Source organism: Shimia fortis (assembly GCF_040225985.1).
Taxonomy (GTDB): Bacteria; Pseudomonadota; Alphaproteobacteria; order Rhodobacterales; family Rhodobacteraceae; genus Shimia.
In genome coordinates, this window is record NZ_JBBPEU010000010.1 from 82,860 (window position 1) to 106,807 (window position 23,948).

Sequence of the window (23,948 nt, forward strand, 5' to 3'; positions counted from 1 at the left end):
CCGGAAATTCCCATCCGGTCCTGTGCCTGTCCGAAATGCGCAAAAACCGGCGCGACGCCAAGGTTTTAGGCGCTGTCGGGACAAAGTTGCGCTTCACGTTTTTTATGGAATGTTCTAGGGTCCGGCCAGACACGACAGGAGGGTGAGCCATGAGCCAGACGACCGAAAACACACCTTCCGAAGTTCTTGACGAAGATGACGCCTACACCCTTGATCGCAAGGAAATCTCGGCGATCCTGTATGCGGTGGAGACCGGCGACAAGGCGCGGCTGACCGCCCTTATGGAGCCACTGCACGCGGCGGACATCGCCGACCTTCTGGAACAGATCAACGCCTTTGACCGTCGTCGTCTGATCGAGCTTTATGACCGCGAATTCGATGGGGAAATCCTCTCGGAACTGGATGAAGGCGTCCGCGAAGAGGTGATCGCGGTGCTGAACCCGGCGGTTCTGGCCGAGGCGGTGCGCGAGCTGGAATCCGACGACGTGGTCGATCTGGTCGAGGATCTGGACGAGCCACAGCAGGAAGCGATTCTCGAACATCTTGAAGATGCTGACCGCGTGGCCGTGGAACAGGCGCTGTCTTACCCCGAGGAATCGGCCGGTCGTCTGATGCAGCGCGAAACGGCAATGGCGCCGGAACACTGGACGGTCGGGGAATGCATCGATTACCTGCGCAGTTCCGAGGACCTGCCGGAACAGTTCTATCACGTCATTCTGGTCGATCCGCGGATGCGCCCCGTGGGCAATGTCACGCTGGGCCGGATCATGGGGGCGCGGCGCGAGGTCCTGTTGCGTGACATCAAGGAAGACGTGTTCCAGACCATTCCCGTCACGCAGGACGAGGCAGACGTGGCCTATGCCTTCAACCAGTATCACCTGATTTCGGCCCCCGTCGTGGACGAGAACGACCGCCTTGTCGGGGTGATCACGATCGACGACGCCATGATCGTGCTGGATGAAGAGCACGAGGAAGACATCATGCGGCTGGCCGGGGTGGGCGACGAATCCTTGACCGACACCGTGTCGGACACGGCGCGCCAGCGGTTTCCTTGGCTGGCGGTGAACCTGTTGACGGCGATCATTGCCTCGCTCGTGATTGCGCAATTTGAAGGCACCATTCAGAAATACGTGGCGCTTGCGGTATTGATGCCGATCGTGGCCTCGATGGGCGGGAATGCGGGCACACAGTCGCTGACCGTGGCGGTGCGGGCGCTGGCGACCAAGGATTTGACCGGCGCGAACGTCTGGCGGGTGATCCGGCGCGAGGCCTTGGTCGGGCTGGCGAACGGGCTGGCCTTTGCGGTGCTTATGGGCGGGATCAGCGTGCTTTGGTTCGGATCCATGCAGATCGGCTATATCATTGCTGTCGCGATGGTCATCAATCTGGTCGTGGCCGGACTTGCCGGGGCGATCATTCCCGTGGTCTTGGAAAAGGCAGGCGTTGACCCTGCGCTGGCATCGGGCACGTTTGTCACCACGGTGACGGATGTGGTCGGCTTCTTTGCCTTCCTCGGGTTTGCCGCCGTGATGTTGGCCTGAATCCGGGGGATCCCGCATGGAGTTGAGTGCAATCAAGGCAGCGGCGCGCAAAGCCGCTTTTGCACGACGTAAGGTGGCGTTCGACCATGTCGGGCCGGGGCAGGCAGGGCATCTTTCCGAAGTTCTGGCAGGATATCGTGGCGTGCCGCTGGCGGGGTACATGCCAATCCGCACTGAAATCAGCCCTTTGGCCGCCATGGCCGAGGCGTCGGCCCACGGGCCGGTGGGGGTGCCGGTCATTCAAGGCGCAGGTCGACCCCTCGCGTTTTCACGCTGGGAACCGGACGCCCCCCTGCGCGAGGGGCCGTTTGGTGCCATGGTTCCGGTCGAGGATGACTTTTTCGAGCCCGAGATCCTGATCGTGCCGCTGGTTGCGTTTGATGCGCGGGGCGGGCGTCTGGGCTATGGCGGCGGGTTCTATGATCGGACGCTCGAACAGCTGCGGGCGCGGCGTGCCACGCTGGCCATTGGCTTTGCCTTTGACGCGCAAGAGGCCGAGGACCTGCCACTGGAACCCACGGATCAGCCGCTGGACATGATCGTCACGGAAAGCGGTGTGCGTAGCTTCTGAGTGTCAGTTCCCTTCGAAATGGGAGCGCAGAAAGTCCCAGGCGTCGATCTTGGCACCATCGGGAAAGACGCATAGGCCCGACTGGTTGCCATTGGCATCGGATTTGATCTCGTAAACCCCGCCATTTTCCACACAAAACGTGGCCGCGGGATTGGCAAGCGTGGTGGTGGTCTTGGCCGGTTGGGCCAAGGCGGGACTGGCCGCAAGCAGGCCGGTAGCGATCAGGGCGGGCAATTTCATCTCTAGGACCTTTCTACAGATATTCCGGGGTGTTTTTGGCAAGATCAGGGGGCAGCTTGGTCATTTCAAGCTTTTTCCAAGTGTGTCGTGACGGAAGCCCATAGAACCGGGGCAGGGCGTTGCGGCGCGGTGTTCGAAAAACAACAAGGTGCCGGATCAGGCCTCTTGCGGGACTCGCCGGTTGGGGCTAGGCCATGCTCTCATGAAAATTCTGTTTCTCGGAGATGTGATGGGGCGCGCGGGGCGCGCGGCCATCAAAGCAGAGCTGCCCCGCCTACGCGAAGAGTGGCGGCTCGATTTTGTGGTGGTGAACGGTGAAAACGCCTCGAACGGCATGGGCCTGTCGGGTGATCACGCTAAGATACTGCTCGAGTCAGGGGCCGACTGTATCACGCTGGGCGATCACGCGTTTGATCAGAAGGATATGTTGCAGTTCATCCAGACCGAACCGCGGATCATCCGTCCAATCAACTATGCGCATGGCGATGTACCGGGGCGCGGCGCACGGGTGTTCGAAGCGCGCGGCGGTCGCAAGGTGCTGGTGGCGCAGGCGCTGGGACAGGTGTTCATGAAGCGGCCCTTCGACGATCCGTTTTCGGCCGTGGATGCCGAGCTGCGCAAGCATCCGCGCGGGGGGCTGGTGCAGGCGTCGATCATCGACATTCATTGCGAGGCGACGTCGGAAAAGATGGGCATGGGCCATTTCTGTGACGGGCGCGCGTCGTTGGTGGTGGGGACACATACCCATGTGCCGACCGCCGACGCCCAGATTCTGCCGGGTGGCACGGCGTTCCAGTCCGATGCGGGCATGTGCGGTGATTACAACTCGGTGATCGGAATGGAAAAGGCAGAACCGATGCGCCGCTTTGTGACCGGCATGCCCAAAAGCCGCTTTACCCCGGCGATGGGCGAAGCAACCCTATCCGGGGTCTATGTTGAAACCGACGACCGGACCGGCACGGCCACGCGCATCGAAATGGTGCGCCAGGGCGGGCGGCTCAGCCCGTCTGGCCCCGCATGAGCACCATGCAGCCATGGCGCCTGATGGCGATCCTGTGCCTTTTGGGCGCGGGCTGGGGCATGACACAGCCGCTGACCAAGATTGCCGTCAGCGAAGGCTATGAACCCCTGGGCTTGATCTTCTGGCAGTTGGCCATCGGGGCGGTGGTGCTGGGGGTGTTTCGCGCCTTTCGCGGCAAGCCGCTGGCGCTGCCGCGCGGGCTTTGGTGGTTTTTCCTGATGATCGCGCTTCTGGGTACGATCCTGCCCAACAGTTTTTCCTACCGGGCCGCGGCGCATCTGCCTGCGGGTGTGATGTCGGTCATCATCTCGCTGGTGCCGATCTTTGCCTTTCCGGTGGCGCTTTTGTTGCGGACGGACCGGTTTGGCTGGCTAAGATTCTGTGGTCTTCTCATGGGGTTGGCGGGCGTTGTTGTTTTGGCGGGACCCGACAGTCTACCGGATCCGGCCATGGTCTGGTGGGTGCCGGTGGCCCTTGTGGCGCCGCTTTGCTACGGGATCGAGGGCAATGTCGTGGCGCGTTGGGGCATGCACGAGTTGGGGCCGGGACACGTGTTGTTCGGGGCTTCGGCGCTTGGGGCCATCGTGGCGCTGCCGTTGGCGGTGATGTCGGGCCAATTCATCGACCCGCGCACCACATGGAATGCGCCGGAATACGCCCTGATCCTGTCCTCGCTGATCCATGTGAGCGTTTATACCGGATATGTCTGGCTTGTGTCGCAGGCCGGGGCGGTGTTTGCTGCGCAGGTGGCTTATATCGTCACGGGGGCTGGCGTGATCTGGTCCATGATCCTCTTGGGCGAGCGGTATTCGCTCTGGGTCTGGGGGGCGATGATGCTGATCCTTGCGGGGATGGCGCTTGTGCAGCCGCGTCAAAAAGCGTCTATTGCTCAATAGGTCAGCTTCGGACAAGGTGAGCCAAAGCGATATTCGGAACCTACATGGATTTCTTTACCTTTTCCCAGACAACCCAAGCCGTTCTGACACTGGCCACGGTCGGCGTGATGTTCGTGCTGTTCCTGCGCGAAAGCTTTCCGACCGAGGTGGTTGCCATTGCCGGTGTCGCAACCCTGCTTGTGCTGGGGGTGTTGCCGTATGATGCGGGGCTGAAGGTGCTTGCCAACCCGGCGCCATGGACCATTGCCGCCATGTTTATCGTGATGGGGGCGCTGGTCCGTACCGGCGCGCTCAGTGCCTTTACCCATATGGCCGACAAACAGGCACAGACGAACCCGAAACTGGCGATTGCCATGCTGATGGCGTTCGTCATCGTGGCCTCGGCGGTGGTGTCGAACACGCCGGTTGTGGTGGTCATGATCCCGGTGTTCATCCAACTGGCCCGCACGTTGGGTGTGTCGTCCTCCAAGTTGCTGATTCCGCTGAGTTATGCGGCGATCCTCGGCGGGACGTTGACCCTGATCGGAACATCGACCAACCTGCTGGTCGACGGTGTTGCGCGGGCACAGGGCATGGCCCCCTTCACCATTTTCGAAGTCACGCCTCTTGGTATTGTCCTTGTGATCTGGGGTATGATTTACCTGCGCTTTCTTGGGCCGCGCCTGTTGCCGGACCGGGACAGCATGGCAAATCTCCTGTCCGACAAATCAAAGATGAAGTTTTTCACCGAGGCCGTCATTCCCCCCGACTCCAACCTGATCGGCCGCGAGGTTCTGAGCGTGCAACTGTTCAAACGGCAGGGCGTGCGCCTGATCGACGTGGTGCGTGGTGATGAGTCTCTGCGGCGCAATCTTGAAGGTGTCGTGCTGGAGGTGGGTGACCGCGTGGTGCTGCGGACACGCATGACCGAGCTTTTGTCGCTGCAGCGGGACAAGTCGCTCAAGCGCGTGGACCAGGTTTCCGCGGTCGAGACCACCACAGTCGAGGTGCTGATCACGCCGGGCTGTAAAATGGTGGGGCGGCGTCTTGGCTCGATGCGGCTGCGGCGCCGGTTCGGGGTCTATCCGCTGGCCGTGCATCGCCGGAACCAGAATATCGGCCGCCAGCTGGACGAACTGGTTGTGCGGGTCGGGGACACGCTGTTGCTGGAAGGGGCACCAGCAGACATCCAGAGGCTGGCTCAGGAAATGGACATGGTGGACGTGTCGCAACCGTCCGAACGTGAATTCCGCCGCAGCCATGCGCCCATAGCCCTTGCCGCGCTAGCGGGCATTGTCATTCTTGCGGGGTTCGGTCTGGCCCCGATTTTCGCGCTGTCGCTTCTGGCTGTCGCCATCGTTCTGGTGACGCGCTGCATCGACGCCGACGAGGCGTTTTCTTTCGTGGACGGGCGTCTTCTGGCGTTGATTTTCTCGATGCTGGCTATTGGGGTGGCATTGGAGAGCTCGGGCGCGGTGACCCTGATTGTCGAGGCGGTCGCACCCTATCTCGGGATGTTGCCGCCCTTCCTTGTCGTCTGGGCGATTTACCTGCTGACTTCGGTCCTGACGGAAATGGTGTCAAACAATGCCGTCGCCGTGGTCGTAACCCCGATTGCGATTGGTCTTGCCGCCCATATGGGCATCGATGCGCGCCCGCTTGTCGTGGCGGTCATGGTGGCGGCCTCGGCGTCCTTCGCGACGCCCATCGGATACCAGACCAACATGCTGGTTTACGGTCCGGGCGGGTACAAATTCACCGATTTCATGCGCGTCGGCATTCCGCTGAACCTGTCGATTGGCCTGCTGGCGTCTTTTGTCATTCCGTTCATCTGGCCGCTATAATTCGGGTTTAGGATATCCGCCTGACTTCTGTATGCTGTTTCCAGGAAATAAATGGAAAAAGCATTGGCTTTGGCTGACATCTCACAAAAAGTCCGGGACTACTTCTCGGTTCGTCCCGACGGCTTGAGCGATCAAGAAATGCGAATGCACGTCATGGGGCGTGTCGGCTATCCATCGGCATTTCTGGTGCATCTAGGATTTGTTTTCATATTTTATGCGCTCGGGCACATGCCTATGTTTCTGTTCAACCTCGCCAGCGTGGTGATTTGGGGCTGGGCGGTTTGGATAGTCTGCGTGCAGAACCGTTTCAGCGTTGTGGCTTACATTCTTGCTGTCTTGATTGAGATTCCGTTGCACGGGGTGGTCGCGACACTTTACTTTGGCGTCGAGCCAGCGTTCTTTTTCTACATCGTGAACTCCGTCCTAATGGCGGTGATAATGCCTTTTGCACCGCGCCCTGCACGTGCGGCCATTGCCGCGCTCTTCGTCGTTGCTCTGGCTCTATCCGGGGCTTGGACGTTGCAAAATGGACCACTCACACCGATGGGACCGCGCTTTGACACGCTGTTTTTTGCTTTCAATTCAGTTTGCTTGCCGTTCCTGATGGCGACAATGATTGGGCTTTTTGAGTGGGCTGCAACGACCGCCGAGAAAGGTCTGATGGAGTCTCGGTTTCGCGTCGAAATGGCAAACCAATCACTCGAAAATGTCTCCCGTCAATTGGCCAAGTACATCTCTCCACAACTGTATCAGGCGATTTTGAGGGGGGATCAGGAGGTGCGTGTCGAAAGCAAACGCAAGAAGCTCACGGTGTTTTTCTCCGACATCGTGGGTTTCACGGAAACCACCGACCAAATGCAGTCCGAGGAGCTCACCGACCTATTGAACGAATACCTCACGGAAATGAGCCGCATTGCGCAGGAACACGGTGCAAATCTTGACAAGTTCATCGGCGATGCCATCGTGCTCTACTTTGGCGACCCTGACACATTGGGAGTCAAGCAGGATGCTCTTCAGGCTGTACGCATGGCCATCGCCATGCAGCGCCGCATGTACGAACTGCGGCAGCGCTGGCTTGATCAGGGGCTCGAGCGCCCCTTTGAAATGCGCATCGGCATAAATACCGGGTATTGCACGGTTGGCAATTTCGGGTCCGAGGACAGGATGGACTACACGATTATCGGCGGCGAGGTGAACCTTGCGGCACGGCTGGAAAGCGCCGCAGAGACGGGAGGCATTCTATTGGCGCACGAAACCTGGTCCCTTGTGCGAGACACGGTGCTGGCCGAACCTGTGGGCGAGATTTCGGTCAAGGGGTTTGCCAAACCGGTCAGGACCTACCGCGTGGCGGGTCTTTATGACGGTCTGGCAGAGAAGGGGCAAATTATCCATCATAGCGATGATGCAATCTCGCTGACGATCAACCGTGCGCTTCTGAAAGACGGAAAGCGGCAAGAGATTGTCGCGCTCCTGAGATCCGCGTTGAAGGATCTAAGCGCCGGGAAAGGGTAAGCGGAAGGAGATTAGGTTCGAGCCGAAGGTTTTGCGCGCAGTCCAAGGGCTTCCGAAATGCCGCGTGACCCGGCAATTTCTGCACTGCAGTACCGACGCGATGCCGACGTAATACCGACGTGATACCGAAGGCACTTTTGGCTTGGTATCAGAGACTTAATGATCGTTATTCAAGTGCTTCGCGCCGCCCTTGAGTGAGGGCGGCGCGCTGCGTTTACTTTTTCTTCTTCGGCGGCATCAGGTCGGTGATGGTGCCTTCGAACATCTCTGCGGCGAAGTTCACCGTTTCGCTGAGCGTGGGGTGCGGGTGGATGGTGTGACCAAGGTCCACCGCGTCCGATCCCATTTCAATGGCCAGCGCCACCTCGGCAATCAGGTCGCCCGCGTTGGGGCCAACAATACCTGCACCGATCACGCGCTCATGTTCGTCAAACAGCACCTTGGTAATACCTTCCGAACGCGCGATCGACAGCGCGCGGCCCGAAGCGGCCCATGGGAACGATCCCTTGCCCAGTTTGATACCTTCGGCCTTGGCCTGCGTTTCGGTGACGCCCACCCATGCAACCTCGGGGTCTGTATAAGCCACCGACGGGATCACGCGCGCGTCAAAGAAGCGCTTGTGCCCTGCGCAGACCTCTGCTGCGACCTTGCCCTCGTGCACGGCCTTGTGGGCCAGCATCGGCTGGCCAACCACGTCGCCGATGGCGAAAATGTGAGGCACGCCAGTGCGTTGCTGATTGTCGACCGCGATAAAGCCACGCTCGTCTACGGCCACGCCAGCTGCGGCGGCGTTGATCTTGGCGCCATTCGGGCGACGGCCCACCGCGACGAGCAGCTTGTCGAATGTATCTACCTTTTCGCCATCGGGGCCTTCCATGGTCACTTTCAGACCTGCGTCGGTGGCCTCAACGCCCGTGACCTTGGTCTTGGTCAGGATCGCCTCGTAGCGGCCCTTGATACGGTTGTGCAGCGGCTTGACGATGTCCTTGTCCGCACCGGGGATGATCTGGTCCATGAACTCGACGATGGTCACGTTCGACCCCAGCGCGTCATAGACACAGGCCATTTCCAGACCGATGATGCCACCACCCAGCACGAGCAGACGCTCGGGGATGTCCTGCAGTTCCAGCGCACCGGTCGAGTCGATCACACGCGGGTCGTCATGCGGGATGAAGGGCAGGGTGACAGGCTCGGACCCGGCAGCAATGATACACTGGTCAAAGCTGACGGTGCTCTTGGCGCCGTCATTGTCGACCTCGATCATATTGGGGCCGGTGAAGGTGCCATACCCGTTCACGACCTGCACTTTGCGCGCCTTGGCCAATCCAGCCAGACCGCCGGTCAACTGGTTGATCACACTCTCTTTCCAACCGCGCAGCGCGTCGATATCGACCTCTGGCTTGGCAAAGGTGATGCCGTGATGGGCCATGTCTTCGGCCTCGGTCATGACCTTGGCGGCATGCAGCAGTGCCTTGGACGGGATACAGCCAACGTTAAGGCACACCCCGCCGAGCGAGGCGTCTTTCTCGATCAGCACAACCTTCTTACCAAGATCGGCAGCACGGAATGCTGCCGTGTAGCCGCCGGGGCCGGAGCCCAGCACGACGACCTCGGCATGCACGTCACCCGCACCTGTTGCGGTGCCGGTCGCGGCAACGGCCTGCGGTGCGGCGGGGGCGGCAGGGGCCTCGGCCTTGGGGGCCTCTGCGGCTGCGGCGCCTTCAAAGATCATGATGACGCTGCCTTCCGAGACGGTGTCACCTTCGGCCACCTTGATCTCTTTCACCACGCCAGCGGCGGGCGAAGGCACTTCCATCGTGGCCTTGTCGCTTTCCAGCTCAATCAGCGGGTCTTCGGCGGCTATAGTGTCGCCGACCGAGACAAGGATGCTGACCACGGGAACATCGGAAAAATCACCGATATCAGGGACTTGAATTTCCATTTTAATGTTCTCCCTTACCACATCAGCTTGCGCATGTCGCCAAGCAGGGTCTTGAGCGTCACGCAGAAGCGTGCGGCCAGAGCCCCGTCGATGGCGCGGTGATCATAGGACAGCGACAAGGGCTGCATCAGGCGCGGCACGAACTCTTCGCCGTTCCAGACCGGCGCCATTTTGCTGCGCGTCAGGCCAAGGATGGCCACTTCGGGCGCGTTCACGATGGGCGTGAACGAGGTGCCGCCAATGCCGCCCAGCGACGAGATGGTGAAGGTCGCACCGGACATATCCGCCGCCTTCAGCTCGCCTGCGCGCGCTTTGCCCGACAACTCCATGAGATCCTTGGAAATCTCGACCAGACCTTTGCGGTCGGCATCCTTGATCACCGGCACCACGAGGCCATTGGGCGTGTCCGCCGCAAAGCCGATATTGTAGTAGTCCTTCTTGATCAGCTTGTCGCCATCCGGGTGGATCGACGAGTTTACTTCCCAGTGCTGTTTCAGCGCCGAAACGCTGGCCTTGATGACAAAGCTCAGAAGCGTCACGCGATAGCCGTCTTCCTTGGCCAGCGTGTCCATTTCCTTGCGGTACTTGTCCAGATCGGTGATGTCGGCTTCGTCATTGTGGGTAACATGCGGCACGTTCAGCCACGAGCGATGCAGGGCTGGGCCGCTGATCTTCTTGATGCGGGGCATCTCGACGTCTTCGACAGGGCCGAATTTCGAGAAATCCACCACCGGGATCGGCGGGATGCCCATGCCGCCCTGCGCTGCGCCACCAGCCGCCGGGGCTGCAGCGGTCGAGGATTTGAGGTACGCGGTGACGTCTTCGCGCAGGATGCGCCCCTTGCGGCCCGAGCCGTTCACCGATGCCAGATCAATGTCCAGCTGGCGGGCAAAGGCGCGCACGGAGGGCGACGCATGAGCTTTGCCAAACCCGGCATCGGTCACAACCGGCGCGGCCGGTGCCGCAGCAGGTGCTGCAGGGGCAGGGGCTGCCGCAGGGGCTTCGGCGGGTTTCTCTGCCAGGGCCTCAGAGGCGCCTTCGCCTTCGAGGATCAGGATCAAAGAGCCTTCGGACACGGTGTCGCCTTCGCTGACCTTGATCTCGACCACCTTACCGGCGGCAGAGGACGGCACTTCCATCGTGGCTTTGTCGCTTTCCAGCTCAACAATCGGGTCTTCGACGGCAATCACGTCGCCCTCGCTGACCAGAACGGTCACAACCGGCACATCCGAGAAATCGCCGATATCGGGAACTTTCACTTCAACAGTCATTGTAATGTCTCCTCATTCTTGTTGGGCGCTTGCCTTAACCGCAAAACCGGTTTCCACTTTTGCTCGGCAAGCGTCCTGTTCCCGATCACACCAGGCGCGGGTTCGGCTTGGCGCCGTCGATGTCATATTTCTTGAGTGCCTTTTCGAGCACCGATTTGGTGATGCTGCCTTCGCGATACAGGTCCACCATGGCGGCAGCGGCGATGTGGTTTGCGTCCACCTCGAAGAACCGGCGCAGGTTGACGCGGCTGTCGCTGCGGCCAAACCCGTCGGTGCCCAGAACCGTGTACCGGCCCGGTACGCAAGACCGGATCTGCTCGGCGTAGTTCTTCATGTAATCGGTGGCGGCGATAACCGGACCCTTGGCTTTGCTCAACTGCTCGGCCACGAAAGAGGTTTTGGGCTCTTCCAGCGGGTTGAGGCGGTTGAAACGTGCCACGTCCTGACAATCGCGGGCCAGTTCGTTGAAGCTGGTCGCAGACCAGATCTCCGAAGTGACGCCGAAATCCTCTTCGAGCATCTCTGCGGCCTTGATCGCCTGCACAAGGATCGTACCCGATCCCATCAGGGTCACGTGCTTCTTGGTCGGTTTCTTAACCTCTTTGAAACGATAAAGCCCTTTGATGATCTCCGCCTCGACGCCCATGGGCATGTCGGGGTGGGCATAGTTTTCGTTCATAAGCGTGAGGTAGAAGAACACGTCTTCCTGATCCTGATACATCCGCTTCAGACCATGCTGCACGATGACGGCGACTTCGTATTGGAAGGTCGGGTCATAGGTGATGCAGTTGGGGATGGTCCCGGCAAGGATATGGCTGTGGCCGTCCTCGTGCTGTAGACCCTCGCCGTTCAGCGTTGTCCGCCCGGCGGTCCCGCCCAGCATGAAACCACGTGCGCGGCTGTCGCCTGCGGCCCATGCCAGATCGCCGATCCGCTGGAAGCCGAACATCGAATAGTAGATGAAGAACGGGATCATCGGCACGCCGTGATTGCTGTAGGCGGTTGCCGCCGCGATCCAGTCGGCCATGGCGCCGGCTTCGTTGATGCCTTCCTGAAGCACCTGACCGTTGACCGATTCTTTGTAATACATCATCTGATCGGCGTCTTCGGGGGTATAGTTCTGACCCATCGGGTTGTAGATCCCGACCGAGCGGAACAGCCCTTCCATGCCGAAGGTGCGGCTTTCATCCGGCACGATCGGAACCACGTTCTTGCCGATCTGCTTGTCACGCAACAGCGTGGTCAGGATGCGGACAAAGGCCATGGTGGTCGAAATCTCGCGCTCGCCCGTGCCTTTGAGCTGGGCGTCGAATTTCTCGAGCGGCGGAATTTCAAGCTTGGGCGCGTCATGGAAGCGTTTGGGGAATTCCCCACCGAGCGCCTTACGACGGTCGGCCAGATACGCCTGTTGCGCGTTGTTCAGCTTGACGAAGGGCGCTTTGGGCAGGTCTTCGTCGCTTACCGGGATCTTGAAACGATCGCGGAAGGCACGCAGCTGATCCTCGGCCATTTTCTTTTGCTGGTGGGTGGTGTTTTGCCCCTCGCCAGCGGTGCCCATGCCATAGCCCTTGATGGTTTTCACCAGAAGGCAGGTGGGCGTGTTCTTGTTTTCAGTTGCCTTCTTGAAAGCGGTGTAGACCTTTTGCGGATCGTGGCCGCCGCGGTTGAGGCTCCAGATCTGCTCGTCCGTCCAATCTTCGACCAGAGCGGCGGTTTCCGGATACTTGCCAAAGAAATGCTTGCGGATAAAAGCGCCGTCCTTGGATTTGAACGTCTGGTAGTCACCATCGACGGTTTCATCCATCAACTGGCGCAGCTTGCCGGAGGTGTCCTTCTCAAGAAGCTGGTCCCAGCCCTTGCCCCAAAGGAGCTTGATCACGTTCCAGCCCGCGCCGCGGAAGTCGCCTTCAAGTTCCTGAACGATCTTGCCGTTGCCGCGGACCGGCCCGTCAAGACGCTGCAGGTTGCAGTTGATGACAAAAATCAGGTTGTCCAGACCTTCACGCACGGCAAGGTCGATCGCGCCGCGCGATTCCGGTTCGTCCATCTCGCCGTCGCCAAGGAAACACCAGACCTTGCGGTCGGCCATGTCAATATGACCGCGGTTGTGCATGTATTTCATGAACCGCGCCTGATAGATCGCCATGAGTGGGCCGAGGCCCATAGAGACAGTGGGGAACTGCCAGTAGTCGGGCATCAGCCAGGGATGCGGATAAGAGGACAGACCTTCGCCCGACACTTCCGAACGGAAGTTTTCAAGCTGTTCTTCGGTCAGGCGCCCTTCCATGAACGAGCGGGCATAGATACCGGGGATCACGTGGCCCTGGAAAAACACAAGGTCACCACCATGGATGGCAGATTTGCTGCGCCAGAAATGGTTTAACCCTATATCATACATCACCGCCGACGAGGCAAAGGACGCGATATGTCCGCCGTATTCCGAAGATTCCTTGTTTCGACGCACCACCGTGGCCATGGCGTTCCAGCGGTTGATGGTGCGGATGCGCCATTCCATTTCCAGATCACCCGGAAAATCCGCCTGATCGTCGGCCGGGATGGTGTTCTGGTAAGGGGTGGTTGCCGAGAATGGCAGGTTGGCCCCGGCGGCGCGCGCCTGCTGAACCGCTTTGTCCAACAAATAATGGGCCCGGTCGGCCCCGTCGCGGGCAATGACATCCTCGACGGCTTCTTGCCATTCGCGGCTTTCAATGGGGTCGATGTCTTCGAATTGGGTCGCCATGCGCAGCGTCCTCCTCCTGATTGACGTAGCGTTTCGGTCTTATAGTTTAATATTAAACCAATTGGGTAGTGTCGCTGCGTCATATCAGCCATGCACCCAGTGGGAAACTCGTAGTTCTGGGTATTTCGGCCCTAAATGACAAAAAAGGTAAATAAACTTGTCCAGCCAAGGGTTTGCGATCCGCCCAAAGGGGCAGGGTCGCTGCCAAGGCAGCGCAAGGAGTATACAGAAGAGAGTTTGGGGAAAGGACCGAAGCCGCCAGAACTGAGTCGGCGCTAGCCGTCTACGTCGTCCATATCATACTGCCCCGACAGCATGCGGCGCACGATGGACCAGCCCAGACCGATGCCCAGCACCGCAGACAGCGCAAGAATGCCGATCCATGTATTCAGGTCCGGATTTTCGAGGCTAAGCATCTTCCAATCATAAAGCACCCAGACAAGTGCGGCGACCACAGCCAGCACAAGGAACATGCCGAACCCGCCGATTGAGCGCAGCGTGGCGCGCAGGTAGATGATGTAGCCAATGGCCAGCAACAGCCCAAGCAGCACCGTCAGAGGGGTTTCGTCAACGTAATGGGCCATCGACCAGCGAACATAATTCCACTCGGTCGGATTATAGGTCATCGCCAGCAGGATGAAGGCAAACAGCCAGCGCAGGAACAGCCCCATCATGTCTCCAATCAATTTTTCTCCAATGGTTTGCGAAAAATTGCGGCTTCTGTCCAGCCCTGCGGCACATTTGCGGTTTCGCGTCGCACGCAAGGTCGCTAAAAGGGCGCGGGTTTGACCTGTGAAAGGACCGGATATGGCAAACGTCGTCGTCGTTGGCGCCCAGTGGGGCGATGAAGGCAAAGGCAAGATCGTGGACTGGCTGAGCGAGCGCGCAGATGTGATCGCGCGCTTCCAGGGCGGGCACAATGCAGGCCATACGCTGGTTATTGACGGAAAGGTCTACAAGCTGCACGCGCTGCCTTCGGGCGTTGTGCGCGGCGGCAAGCTGTCGGTGATCGGGAATGGCGTCGTGCTGGATCCCTGGCACCTGATTAAGGAAATTGAAACCGTAGTGGCGCAAGGCGTCGATATTTCGCCCGAAACGCTGATGATCGCTGAAAACACCCCGCTGATCCTGCCGATCCACGGCGAGCTGGACCGCGCGCGGGAAGAAGCGGCTTCGAAAGGCACAAAGATCGGCACCACGGGCCGCGGCATCGGCCCCTGCTACGAGGACAAGGTCGGGCGTCGCGCCATCCGCGTGGCCGACCTTGCCGATGAGGCCACGCTGGTCGCGCGCGTAGACCGTGCGCTGCAACACCATGATCCGCTGCGCAAGGGTCTGGGCATCGAAGCGGTCGACCGCGACGCCCTGATCGCGCAGTTGAAAGAAGTTGCCCCCAAGATCCTGCCCTATGCAGCGCCGGTCTGGAAGGTGCTGAACGAAAAGCGCAAGGCGGGCAAACGCATTCTGTTCGAAGGGGCGCAGGGCGCACTGCTGGATATCGACTTTGGCACTTATCCCTTTGTGACCTCCTCCAACGTGATCGCGGGTCAGTCGGCCACCGGCGTTGGTATCGGCCCGAATGCGATTGATTTCGTGCTGGGCATCGTCAAGGCCTATACCACCCGCGTGGGTGAAGGTCCGTTCCCGACCGAATTGCTGGGGCCGGATGGTGAACCCGATGCAGACGGGCAGCGTCTGGGCGAGCGTGGGCACGAGTTTGGCACCACCACCGGCCGCAAGCGGCGTTGTGGCTGGTTCGACGCGGCACTGCTGCGCCAGACCTGTGCCACCTCGGGTGTGACCGGTATTGCCTTGACCAAGCTGGACGTGCTGGACGGGTTCGAGACGCTGAAAATCTGCGTCGGATATGAGCTGGACGGCGAACGTCTTGATTACTTGCCGACCGCCGCCGATCAACAGGCGCGCTGCAAGCCGATTTACGAAGAAATGCCGGGCTGGAGCGAATCCACCGAAGGCGCGCGCAGCTGGGCCGAGCTTCCGGCGAATGCCATCAAATATGTGCGCCGCGTGGAAGAGTTGATTGATTGCCCGGTCGCGCTACTTTCAACGTCGCCAGAACGTGACGACACGATCCTTGTGACGGACCCGTTCGCCGACTGACGAAGGAAAACAAGATGGCTCTGAGCTACAAGGCAAGACGACGTTGGGCTCTGGTGGTGCTGTTGATCGGCATGCCGCTGTATCTGATCGTGGCGTGGGGCATCCTGAGCCGCCTTTCGCTGTGGCAATTGCCGACCGCTGTCGAGTTCATCATCTATGTCGTTGCCGGTTTGGCCTGGGTGTTCCCGCTCAAACCGATCTTCAAGGGGATTGGTCAGGCAGACCCCGAGGCCCCGCCGGAAGAGCAGGGTTTTTAAAGCAAAACGCGCCTCGTTCGAGGCGCGTTTCTTTTTTCAGATTTCGAAAAAATCGTCCCGCGAACAGGTGCTCTACTCAAGATGCACAACACCTGCCCGCGGGACAAAACCACCCTCAGCCGACAGCGCGGTCATCGGGTTTATAGCGGATCCGGTCAGACGCGGTGAAACGCCCACCTTCAAGCTTTTCGATCTTGTTGTCGCGCAGAAGCTGGCCAAAGCCGCGCAGGCTGTCTTCGCGGTTGAAGTTGTCTTCGTCCAGATCGCGGGCCAGGCGCATCACCATCGGACGCGAGAAGCGCGGATGGCCCTCTACGAAGGTCAGGTAGGCGGCGGCCGCTTCGAGAATATCGTGCAGCGACCGGGCGCCGGTCTGTTCGACAAAGGCACCAAAGCTGTCTGCATCCTCGGGGGCGCCGACCGGGGCAGCAGGAGCGGCGGCAGGACGCTCCATCCGGTCGGCAGACGACACGCGGCGCGGGCGAACAGGATCGCGCCGGGTGCGGTCAGTCTGTGCGGGGCTTTCGGGCGCATCAATGCGCTGTTCCGCCACCAGTTTGAGCGGGGTCGCTTCGCGTGCAGCGGTGGCAGTGGCCGGGGCGCGGGGCCGTGCAGGCTTGGCAGGGGCTTCCGTTACCGGTTCCGGGTCGGAGGCGCGCTGCAAAGGCTGCACCACGCTGGCAAGGTCGTCGCGATAGGCGCTTGAATCGTCTTCGTCCGATTTGGCGAGACCTTTCTCGGCCTTGGTCGCGGCCACGGCGGCACGCAGATGTGCAATCGCGCTGCGGCGGCGGCTGCCTTCGGGTTCGTCGAACTGCTGGTCCGCTTCGGCCAGAAGGCGCGAGACACCTTCCTCGGATGTGGGCGAGGCTTCGGCGAGATGCTCGAGACGGGGTTTGCGCAGCGGTTGCTCGGGTGCGTCCACTTCGACCGGGGTCTCGATGGCGTCAAGGCTGTCTGCCTCGATCGCAACCTCGGTGGCCGCCGGTTCCACCGGCTCGCCTTTCAGCTCGGCCTCGACAGCGGCGAGCTCGGCCAGAAGGTCGGCCTCGTCCTCGGGGGTCAGGCTGCTGGACGGGGCGGGGGCCTCCGGCAGGATCTCGGGCGCATCTTCTTCGTCGTCCTCGACCGGTTCCGCCTCGAGAAGCTGCCCCCGGGCCTTGGCCTCTTCGAAATCGGCTTTCTTCATGCGCAGGATACGGGCACGGGGTTGGACCGGCGTAACCTCTTCTTCGTCTTCGGGCAGGTCCACGGCCACGTCGACCGGCGCGATCGGATCGACCAGCGTCAGAACATCGGCGTTCTCCTCGCGGTCCTGCACATCGCCCATGACGTTGTCGGCATGTTCGTCTTCCGAGAAATCTTCATCCTCGGGCAGGGCCTCGACACGCGAAACCACGGCGCGGATGCGGCGCAGCTTGGCGGCGATGCTGTCTTCGTCGAATTGCGGATCTTCCTCGGCAGTTTCCGGCGCAAGGATTTCAGACGCGGTTTCGGCCTCGGCCTCGGCCGCGATCTCGAACTCTTCCGCATCCTCGACGGCGGTGTCGTCCAGGGCGGCTGCAATACGGGTCAGGTCAACCTCGGTTTCTGCGGCGATGTCACCGGCGACGATCTCGACCTCAGCCGTGTTCTCGGGGGCCGTCGCAGCCATGGCGTCTTCCATGGCAAGATCGGCAACCAGGTTCGAAACCGCGTCGTCAGACATGTCGTCTTCGGCAGGTGCGGGGGACTTGGCTTCTTCTACGACGGGGGTGTCTTCTGCCGCGCCAGCTTCGTCGGGGGCAGTGACCGCCTCGAGAATGGCATCGGTGACGTCTTCAACCTCTGGTTCGGCGGCTTCAGCTTCCGGTGCAACCTCGTCCGTATCGGCGGCCTCTTGCGTGTCGTCCGTTTCGGGGGGCTGGGTGATGTCGTCGGAGGCGGTGTCGGACGCCACGTCCTCGATGGCGTCTTCGGTCACAGCCGTAACAGGAGCATCCGTTGGGGTCGTCTCTGCCTCTGGCGCTGGCTCTTTGACCGGGGCCGGGGCCTCTGCCGTATCCTGGGCAGCACTCAGGACGATGGCGCCCTGATCGGTGCGGACCTGTACGCGGCGCGCGATTTCACGCTCGGCGATCCGGGCCAGCATTTCTGCATCCGGGGTCGGGGGCTCGGCGCCGAAATACCTGTCATCGGCAGCAAGGTCGCGGAAGTACTCCGCGATGGATTTCATTGTATCGAACGAGTCGTCGAACCCTTCCAGGGTACAACTGAACGTCCCATAGGAGACTGTCAAAACTTTACTGTTTGTAACCATCAGACGTGGGTCCTTTGCACTACTCGAGCTTCTGTTTACTACAATAGGCAAGACGAAAGCTGACCGATTCTGTGGAAGTCAGCGTATCATTTTGTGTCGCAAATGTGGCGGGTTTCCTGAAACGGGGTGAAATCTGGGATGTCAGCGCGGATTGTTCACAGTTTGGAACCAGTGACGCTAATTGGCGCCGGAAACTTGGGAAAAGGCGACCTTGCTCTTTGCCGCGCGCTGGCGCCGACTCTGGTGGCGGCGGATGGCGGTGTCGGTCATTGTTTACCATATGGCATCATTCCCCGGTGCGTGATCGGGGATCTCGACTCTCTGAGCGACAATCATAGGGCAAACATTCCCGAAGACCGCCTCTGGCATATCGCAGAACAGGACAGCACGGATTTCGACAAGGCGCTGCGCCATATTGAGGCGCCGCTTGTCATCGGGGTCGGCTTCACGGGCGGGCGGATCGACCACCAGCTGTCCTGCTACAGCAGCCTTCTTGGGCATCCTGACCGGCGCTGCCTGCTGCTGGGGGAAGAGGATGTCGTGTTTCTCTGTCCGCCGCAGTTCACGATAGACTTGTCAGCGGGCACGCGCTTGTCGCTGTTCCCGATGGGGGCGGTACAGGGCACATCCGACGGGTTGGAATGGCCGATTGACGGACTGGCCCTTGCGCCGGAAGGGCGGATTGCCACCTCGAACCGCGCAACGGGCCCTGTCACGGTGACCGTCGACGCGCCGAACATGCTGGTGATCCTGCCGCACAGCTGTCTGGAAATCGCGGTCAGGGCACTTGTGGCGCCATCCGGCTCATGGCCCGCTCGCGCAGCAGGACATACAACCCCGAGCAAATCGTAATCATGATCCCGAGACTGGCCAGCGTGTCGGGCAGGTCTCCGAACATGGCCCAGCCCAGAAGAGTTGCAAAGGGAATTTCAAGATACTGCATCGGCGCCAGCGTCGCCGAGGGCGCATAGCGCAGGGACCACGTCATCAGTAGATGCGCGAGCGTGCCCAAGAGACCGATGAACACCATCAGCGTGGTTTCCAGCGGCGGTATCGCGACAAGAGTCAGTTCGGGCAGGGCAAGATGCGGCCCCAGCACAAGGAACGGGACCAGCAAAACGGTGGCCATCCCGCCACTAACCGCCTGCAGCGCAATCGGATCGGTTTCCTTGGCGATCTGGCGCGTGACCAGCATGAACAGCGAAAATACCAATGCCACGACCAAGGGCAGGAAGGCGGGCCAGCCGACCTCGCTAAAGCTGGGCTGGATCACCAGAAGCGTGCCGGCAAAGCCGACGATACAGGCGATCAGACGGCGCGCGCCGACCTCTTCGCCAAGGACGTATTTCCCGAGTAGCAGCATCAGGAAGGGCATGACAAAGGCAATCGCCACCGCATCGGCAAGGGGCAGATAGCGCAGGGCGGTGACCATGGCGGCAATGCCGGTAATGTGCAGCAGGGTGCGCAGCAGGGTCAGGCGCAGGGCGCGGCGCGACATGCGCACCGTGCGGCGCGTCATCCAGACCACGGGAAAAAGGATCGCCGCCTGTATCGCGAAACGCGCCAACACCAATTGCCCCAGCGGAACGGTTTGACCGATCAGTTTGACCACCGCGTCGCCCAGTGGGGCGAGCACGCAGAAACCAAGCATCAGCGAAATGCCAAGAAGGGGACGATCATGGGTCATTCCGTGATGCTAGGCGCGATTGTTTGTGTTGGCAATCATCTTATGCGTGTTTTTTCGAGGGATGCGCCGCAAAAAAACGGGCCGGTACAAGGACCGGCCCGACAGGGAGTGAGTCCGGCCTATGGATCAGTGCCGGACATCGGGGAAGGAGAGGGGATCAGATCGCCAGATATTCGGCGCGCAGTTCCTCGTTTGCCAGAACTTCGTTGGCAGAACCGTCAAAGACGATGCCACCAGTGTCGAGGATCACGGACCGGTCGGCGAGCTCGAGTGCCCGCACCGCGTTCTGTTCCACGATCACCGTGGTGATGCCCTGTTCCTTGATGACGCGGAGGGTCTTTTCGATCTCATCCACGATCACCGGGGCAAGGCCCTCATAGGGTTCGTCCAGCAAAAGAACTTTGATGTCCCGCGCCAGCGCACGCGCGATGGCCAGCATCTGCTGCTCACCACCGGAAAGAGTGACGCCTTCCTGTTTGCGGCGCTCCCCAAGGCGCGGGAACAAGTCGTAGAGGCGTTCAATCGACCAGCCGATGGGCGGGGCGATCTGCGCCAGCTGTAGGTTTTCCTCGACCGTCAGGCCGGGAATGATGCAACGGTCTTCCGGCACCAGCCCGATCCCGGCTGCGGCGGCCTGATGGCTTTTCATCAGGTGCAGCGGCTGGTGATCGAGCCAGATTTCGCCGTGAGTGACCTGCGGGCTGTCCATCCGGGCGATCGAGCGCAGGGTCGAGGTCTTGCCTGCGCCGTTGCGTCCCAGAAGGGCCAGGATTTCCCCCTCGTGCACGTTGAACGAGATGTTCTGCACGATGTAGCTTTCGCCGTAATAGCTCTCCATGTTCCAGACGGACAGGAAGGCGGGGGCGGTTTCGGCCAGGTTATGGCCCTTGGAGAAGTCGGGTTTGACGTTCATTGGGGTCTCTCCTGATTATGCCGTTTCGCCGAGATACGCTTCGCGTACCTTGGGGTTACCGCGGATGTTCTCGGGATCATCTTCGACCAGCGGCGTGCCCTGTGCGAGCACGGTGATCCGGTTGGCCAGCGAGAACACCACATGCATGTCGTGTTCAATGATCGCGATGGTGATGTCGCGCTCGTCGCTGATCTGCTTGAGCAGGTCGATCGTGTTGTTGGTGTCGGCCCGTGCCATCCCGGCGGTGGGTTCGTCCAGCAACAACAGGCGCGGTTCCTGCGCAAGGCACATCCCGATTTCGAGACGCCGCTTGTCACCGCGCGACATCGAAGCAGCGTGCATGTCCTTTTTGTCGGCCATGTTCATCTCTTCGAGCATGTGCTCGGCTTTGTCGACGATCTCTTTTTCGGACATCATGTTTTCGATTGCATGCATCCGGAATGCGCCGTCGCGCTTGGCGAAACATGGGATCATCATGTTTTCCAGAACCGACAGATCTCCGAAGATTTCCGGGGTCTGGAATACGCGGCTGATGCCCATCTGATTGATCTCGTAAGGGGTGCGGCCCAGAACCGACTGGCCGTCGAACATGACAGACCCGGTGTCAGGGATGAGCTTGCCCACGAGACAGTTGAGCAGCGTGGATTTGCCTGCCCCGTTGGGGCCGATGATCGCGTGAACGCTGTTTTCTTTCACGCTGAGGTTGACGTCGCCCAGAGCCTGCAGGCCACCGAACCGTTTGCCAACGTCTTTGACTTCAAGAATTGCCATCTGTCAGTCTCCTTATTCTGCGGGTTCGGTTTTGGCTTTGCCGGAGCTATCCGACTTGCCGCGCGACTTGATCCATTTGCCGATGCGCTGTCCCCCTTCGACGAGGCCGCCGGGCAGGAAGATCACGACCAGCATGAAGATGATGCCGAGGGTCAGGTGCCAGCCTTTACCGATGAACGGATAGATGATGGCGACCACGAAATCCTCGAGACCATCGGGCAGGAAGGCGAACCAGCTGTGCAGGATATCCGAGTTGATCTTGGACAGGATGTTTTCCATGTACTTGATGATGCCTGCACCCAGTACCGGACCGATCAGCGTGCCGACACCGCCAAGGATGGTCATCAGAACCACCTCGCCCGAGGCCGTCCAGAACATGCGCTCGGCGCCTGCCAGCGGGTCCATCGAGGCCATCAGGCCCCCGGCCAGACCAGCATACATCCCCGAGATCACGAACGCGGCCAGCGTATAGGGCTTGGGGTTCAGACCGGTATAGTTCAGGCGGGTCTGGTTCGACTTGATCGCACGCAGCATCATGCCAAAGGGCGACCGGAAGATCCGGATCGACAGGTAGAAGGCCAGGATCATCACCAGGGCCGAGAAGTAATAGCCCACGTTGAAGGTGAATTCCCACGCGCCGATATCAAGCGTCGAACTGCTGCGCATTTCCAGACCGAACAGGCTCGGGACCGGAATGTTGCCACCTTCGGCGACCGAGCTGCCCAGGATCCGCGGATCGTCCAGCGCCAGTTGCAGGCCGGTTTCACCACCGGTGATCGGGGTCAGAACTGAATAGGCCAGCGCGAACATCATCTGCGCAAAGGCCAGCGTCAGGATCGAAAAGTAGATCCCCGAGCGGCGCAGCGAGACATAACCGATCAGCACTGCAAACAGGCCCGATACGATCACGGCCAGAACAAGTGCGGGCAGCACGTTCATGCCGATGAGTTTGAACATCCAGACCGCCCCGTAAGAGCCGATGCCAAGAAAGGCGGCGTGGCCGAAGGACAGGTATCCGGTCAGACCGAACAGGATGTTAAAGCCGATGGCGAAAATCCCGAATATCACGAAACGCTGCATCAGGTCGGGATAGCCCGCATTGAACTGCGCCATGGCAGAGCCTTCGGGGAAGGGGTTGAGGATGAACGGAGCGAACAGCGTCAGCACCACAACGATCAACAGCAGGGATGTGTCTTTTTTATTGAGGCCCAGCATGAGTTACTCCTCCATCACGCCTTTACGACCCATCAGGCCGCGGGGACGCGTCAGCAGAATGATAATGGCAACCAAGTAGATGATGATCTGGTTGATGCCCGGAATGAGGTCAATGACTTCACGCATCGAGGCAAAGCTTTCGAGGATGCCCAGCAGGAAGCCTGCTGCAACCGCACCCGGAAGCGAGCCCATGCCGCCAACAACCACGACCACGAAACTCAGCACGAGAAAGTCCATACCCATGTGATAGTTCGGTGGGTTGATCGGGGTGTACATGACCCCGGCAAGACCGGCGACCGCAGCGGCCAGACCGAACATGATGGTAAAGCGACGGTCGATGTCGATGCCCAGCAGGCCCACGGTTTCGCGGTCGGCCATGCCGGCGCGCACCACCATGCCGAAGGTCGTGAATTGCAGGAAGGCAAATACCGCCCCGATGATGATCACCGAGAAGACGAAATATACAAGGCGCCAGTAAGGATAGATGATCGTGTTCGGATCAAACCCGATGGCCGCGCCGAAATCGAACGATCCCTTGAAGGCCTCGGGGGCCGGGGTCGGGATCGGGTTCGCGCCGAAGTAGTACTTGATGATTTCCTGCAGCACGATCGCAAGGCCAAAGGTCACGAGGATCTGGTCCGCGTGCTCGCGCTTGTAGAAATGCTTGATCAGGCCGCGCTCCATGATGACGCCGACGGCCAGCATGATCGGGATCGAGAACAGGATCGAAAGCGGCACCGCCCAGTCAATCAGCGCGGCTCCCGTGGCCTCGCCGAAGATATCGTAGAGATAGGGCTGGTCCCGCATCAGCGGATTGCCGAGGAAGTCGGTTTCTCCGGGAACGGCGACCTTGTGGCTCAGGTTGAACAGCCGCGACAGAGTGACGGCACAAAAGGCGCCGATCATGAAAAGCGCGCCGTGGGCGAAGTTCACCACACCCAGCGTGCCGAAGATCAGTGTAAGCCCGAGCGCGATAAGCGCATAGGCCGAGCCCTTGTCGAGCCCGTTTAGGATTTGAAGAATTATTGCGTCCATCGTTCCCACCCGTAGGTTTTGTCTGGGGTCGCTCCGCCCGGTCAGCGGAATGAAAAGTCCGTCAGCCTGCCCAGACTTGGGCAGCACTCAAGT

20 protein-coding genes are annotated in these 23,948 nt (G+C 60.3%); 9 read left to right on the forward strand and 11 right to left on the reverse strand.

The genetic code is table 11. The features are described from left to right. The first annotated feature begins 149 nt into the window (after window positions 1-149). A complete protein-coding gene (mgtE, locus tag WNE31_RS14855; protein WP_349980735.1) occupies window positions 150-1,541 on the forward strand; it encodes a magnesium transporter in 1,392 nt (463 codons plus the stop codon). 16 nt (window positions 1,542-1,557) lie between these two features. After that, window positions 1,558-2,112: a 5-formyltetrahydrofolate cyclo-ligase gene (locus tag WNE31_RS14860; protein ID WP_349980736.1), complete on the forward strand. Its 555-nt coding sequence runs from the start codon at window positions 1,558-1,560 to the stop codon at window positions 2,110-2,112. A gap of 3 nt (window positions 2,113-2,115) precedes the next feature. Here the strand turns inward: WNE31_RS14860 and WNE31_RS14865 are convergent, their stop codons facing one another. Further along, window positions 2,116-2,352, reverse strand: a complete 237-nt coding sequence (locus WNE31_RS14865) for a putative hemolysin (RefSeq protein ID WP_349980737.1) — start codon at window positions 2,350-2,352, stop codon at window positions 2,116-2,118. Between the two features lie 202 nt (window positions 2,353-2,554). Between WNE31_RS14865 and WNE31_RS14870 the strand changes: the two genes are divergently transcribed. The 4 genes from WNE31_RS14870 to WNE31_RS14885 are packed head-to-tail and all read left to right on the forward strand — an operon-like array spanning window position 2,555 to window position 7,604. Continuing rightward, window positions 2,555-3,373: a TIGR00282 family metallophosphoesterase gene (locus tag WNE31_RS14870; RefSeq protein WP_349980738.1), complete on the forward strand. Its 819-nt coding sequence runs from the start codon at window positions 2,555-2,557 to the stop codon at window positions 3,371-3,373. After that, window positions 3,370-4,269 carry a DMT family transporter gene (locus WNE31_RS14875; protein ID WP_349980739.1) on the forward strand — a complete coding sequence of 300 codons (900 nt, stop codon included), beginning with the start codon at window positions 3,370-3,372 and terminating at the stop codon, window positions 4,267-4,269. Before WNE31_RS14870 ends, WNE31_RS14875 begins: the two co-directional genes overlap by 4 nt. Before the next feature lie 44 nt (window positions 4,270-4,313). After that, window positions 4,314-6,092, forward strand: a complete 1,779-nt coding sequence (locus tag WNE31_RS14880) for an SLC13 family permease (RefSeq protein ID WP_349980740.1) — start codon at window positions 4,314-4,316, stop codon at window positions 6,090-6,092. 51 nt (window positions 6,093-6,143) lie between these two features. Continuing rightward, window positions 6,144-7,604, forward strand: a complete 1,461-nt coding sequence (locus WNE31_RS14885) for an adenylate/guanylate cyclase domain-containing protein (protein WP_349980741.1) — start codon at window positions 6,144-6,146, stop codon at window positions 7,602-7,604. Between the two features lie 214 nt (window positions 7,605-7,818). On the opposite strand, the gene lpdA is transcribed toward WNE31_RS14885, so the two are convergent. The 4 genes from lpdA to WNE31_RS14905 all read right to left on the reverse strand — a co-directional run bounded on the left by lpdA (window position 7,819) and on the right by WNE31_RS14905 (window position 14,228). Then, window positions 7,819-9,546 carry a dihydrolipoyl dehydrogenase gene (gene lpdA / locus WNE31_RS14890; RefSeq protein WP_349980742.1) on the reverse strand — a complete coding sequence of 576 codons (1,728 nt, stop codon included), beginning with the start codon at window positions 9,544-9,546 and terminating at the stop codon, window positions 7,819-7,821. A gap of 14 nt (window positions 9,547-9,560) precedes the next feature. Continuing rightward, window positions 9,561-10,817, reverse strand: coding sequence for a dihydrolipoyllysine-residue acetyltransferase (aceF, locus tag WNE31_RS14895; protein WP_349980743.1), 1,257 nt, complete (start codon window positions 10,815-10,817; stop codon window positions 9,561-9,563). Window positions 10,818-10,902: 85 nt separating this feature from the next. Next, window positions 10,903-13,557, reverse strand: a complete 2,655-nt coding sequence (aceE, locus tag WNE31_RS14900; RefSeq protein ID WP_349980744.1) for a pyruvate dehydrogenase (acetyl-transferring), homodimeric type — start codon at window positions 13,555-13,557, stop codon at window positions 10,903-10,905. A 275-nt stretch (window positions 13,558-13,832) separates the two neighbouring features. Further along, on the reverse strand, window positions 13,833-14,228 hold the full coding sequence (locus WNE31_RS14905; RefSeq protein WP_349980780.1) for a DUF6524 family protein: 396 nt from the start codon (window positions 14,226-14,228) through the stop codon (window positions 13,833-13,835). A 136-nt stretch (window positions 14,229-14,364) separates the two neighbouring features. On the opposite strand from WNE31_RS14905, the gene WNE31_RS14910 reads away from it, so the two are divergent. Together WNE31_RS14910 and WNE31_RS14915 are read left to right on the forward strand one after the other, a co-directional pair. Then, window positions 14,365-15,678 (forward strand): adenylosuccinate synthase, encoded by a 1,314-nt coding sequence (locus WNE31_RS14910; protein WP_349980745.1) that lies wholly within the window; start codon window positions 14,365-14,367, stop codon window positions 15,676-15,678. 14 nt (window positions 15,679-15,692) lie between these two features. Further along, on the forward strand, window positions 15,693-15,935 hold the full coding sequence (locus WNE31_RS14915; protein WP_349980746.1) for a DUF2842 domain-containing protein: 243 nt from the start codon (window positions 15,693-15,695) through the stop codon (window positions 15,933-15,935). Between the two features lie 115 nt (window positions 15,936-16,050). Here WNE31_RS14915 and WNE31_RS14920 read toward each other — a convergent pair whose 3' ends face one another. After that, window positions 16,051-18,234, reverse strand: coding sequence for a hypothetical protein (locus WNE31_RS14920; protein ID WP_349980747.1), 2,184 nt, complete (start codon window positions 18,232-18,234; stop codon window positions 16,051-16,053). 195 nt (window positions 18,235-18,429) lie between these two features. Between WNE31_RS14920 and WNE31_RS14925 the strand changes: the two genes are divergently transcribed. After that, window positions 18,430-19,086, forward strand: a complete 657-nt coding sequence (locus WNE31_RS14925) for a thiamine diphosphokinase (RefSeq protein WP_349980748.1) — start codon at window positions 18,430-18,432, stop codon at window positions 19,084-19,086. On the opposite strand, the gene WNE31_RS14930 is transcribed toward WNE31_RS14925, so the two are convergent. The 5 genes from WNE31_RS14930 to WNE31_RS14950 all read right to left on the reverse strand — a co-directional run bounded on the left by WNE31_RS14930 (window position 19,013) and on the right by WNE31_RS14950 (window position 23,855). Beyond that, window positions 19,013-19,921 (reverse strand): DMT family transporter, encoded by a 909-nt coding sequence (locus WNE31_RS14930; RefSeq protein ID WP_349980749.1) that lies wholly within the window; start codon window positions 19,919-19,921, stop codon window positions 19,013-19,015. The two genes, WNE31_RS14925 and WNE31_RS14930, sit on opposite strands and share 74 nt — an antisense overlap. Before the next feature lie 157 nt (window positions 19,922-20,078). Next, the gene (locus WNE31_RS14935; protein ID WP_349980750.1) at window positions 20,079-20,834 is read right to left on the reverse strand and encodes an ABC transporter ATP-binding protein; all 756 of its coding nucleotides are present in this window, start codon (window positions 20,832-20,834) and stop codon (window positions 20,079-20,081) included. 15 nt (window positions 20,835-20,849) lie between these two features. Continuing rightward, the gene (locus tag WNE31_RS14940) at window positions 20,850-21,605 is read right to left on the reverse strand and encodes an ABC transporter ATP-binding protein (protein ID WP_349980751.1); all 756 of its coding nucleotides are present in this window, start codon (window positions 21,603-21,605) and stop codon (window positions 20,850-20,852) included. Window positions 21,606-21,617: 12 nt separating this feature from the next. Then, complete coding sequence (locus WNE31_RS14945; RefSeq protein ID WP_349980752.1) at window positions 21,618-22,820, reverse strand: branched-chain amino acid ABC transporter permease; 1,203 nt, start codon at window positions 22,818-22,820, stop codon at window positions 21,618-21,620. A gap of 3 nt (window positions 22,821-22,823) precedes the next feature. Continuing rightward, the gene (locus WNE31_RS14950) at window positions 22,824-23,855 is read right to left on the reverse strand and encodes a branched-chain amino acid ABC transporter permease (protein ID WP_349980753.1); all 1,032 of its coding nucleotides are present in this window, start codon (window positions 23,853-23,855) and stop codon (window positions 22,824-22,826) included. Between the last annotated feature and the right edge of the window lie 93 nt (window positions 23,856-23,948).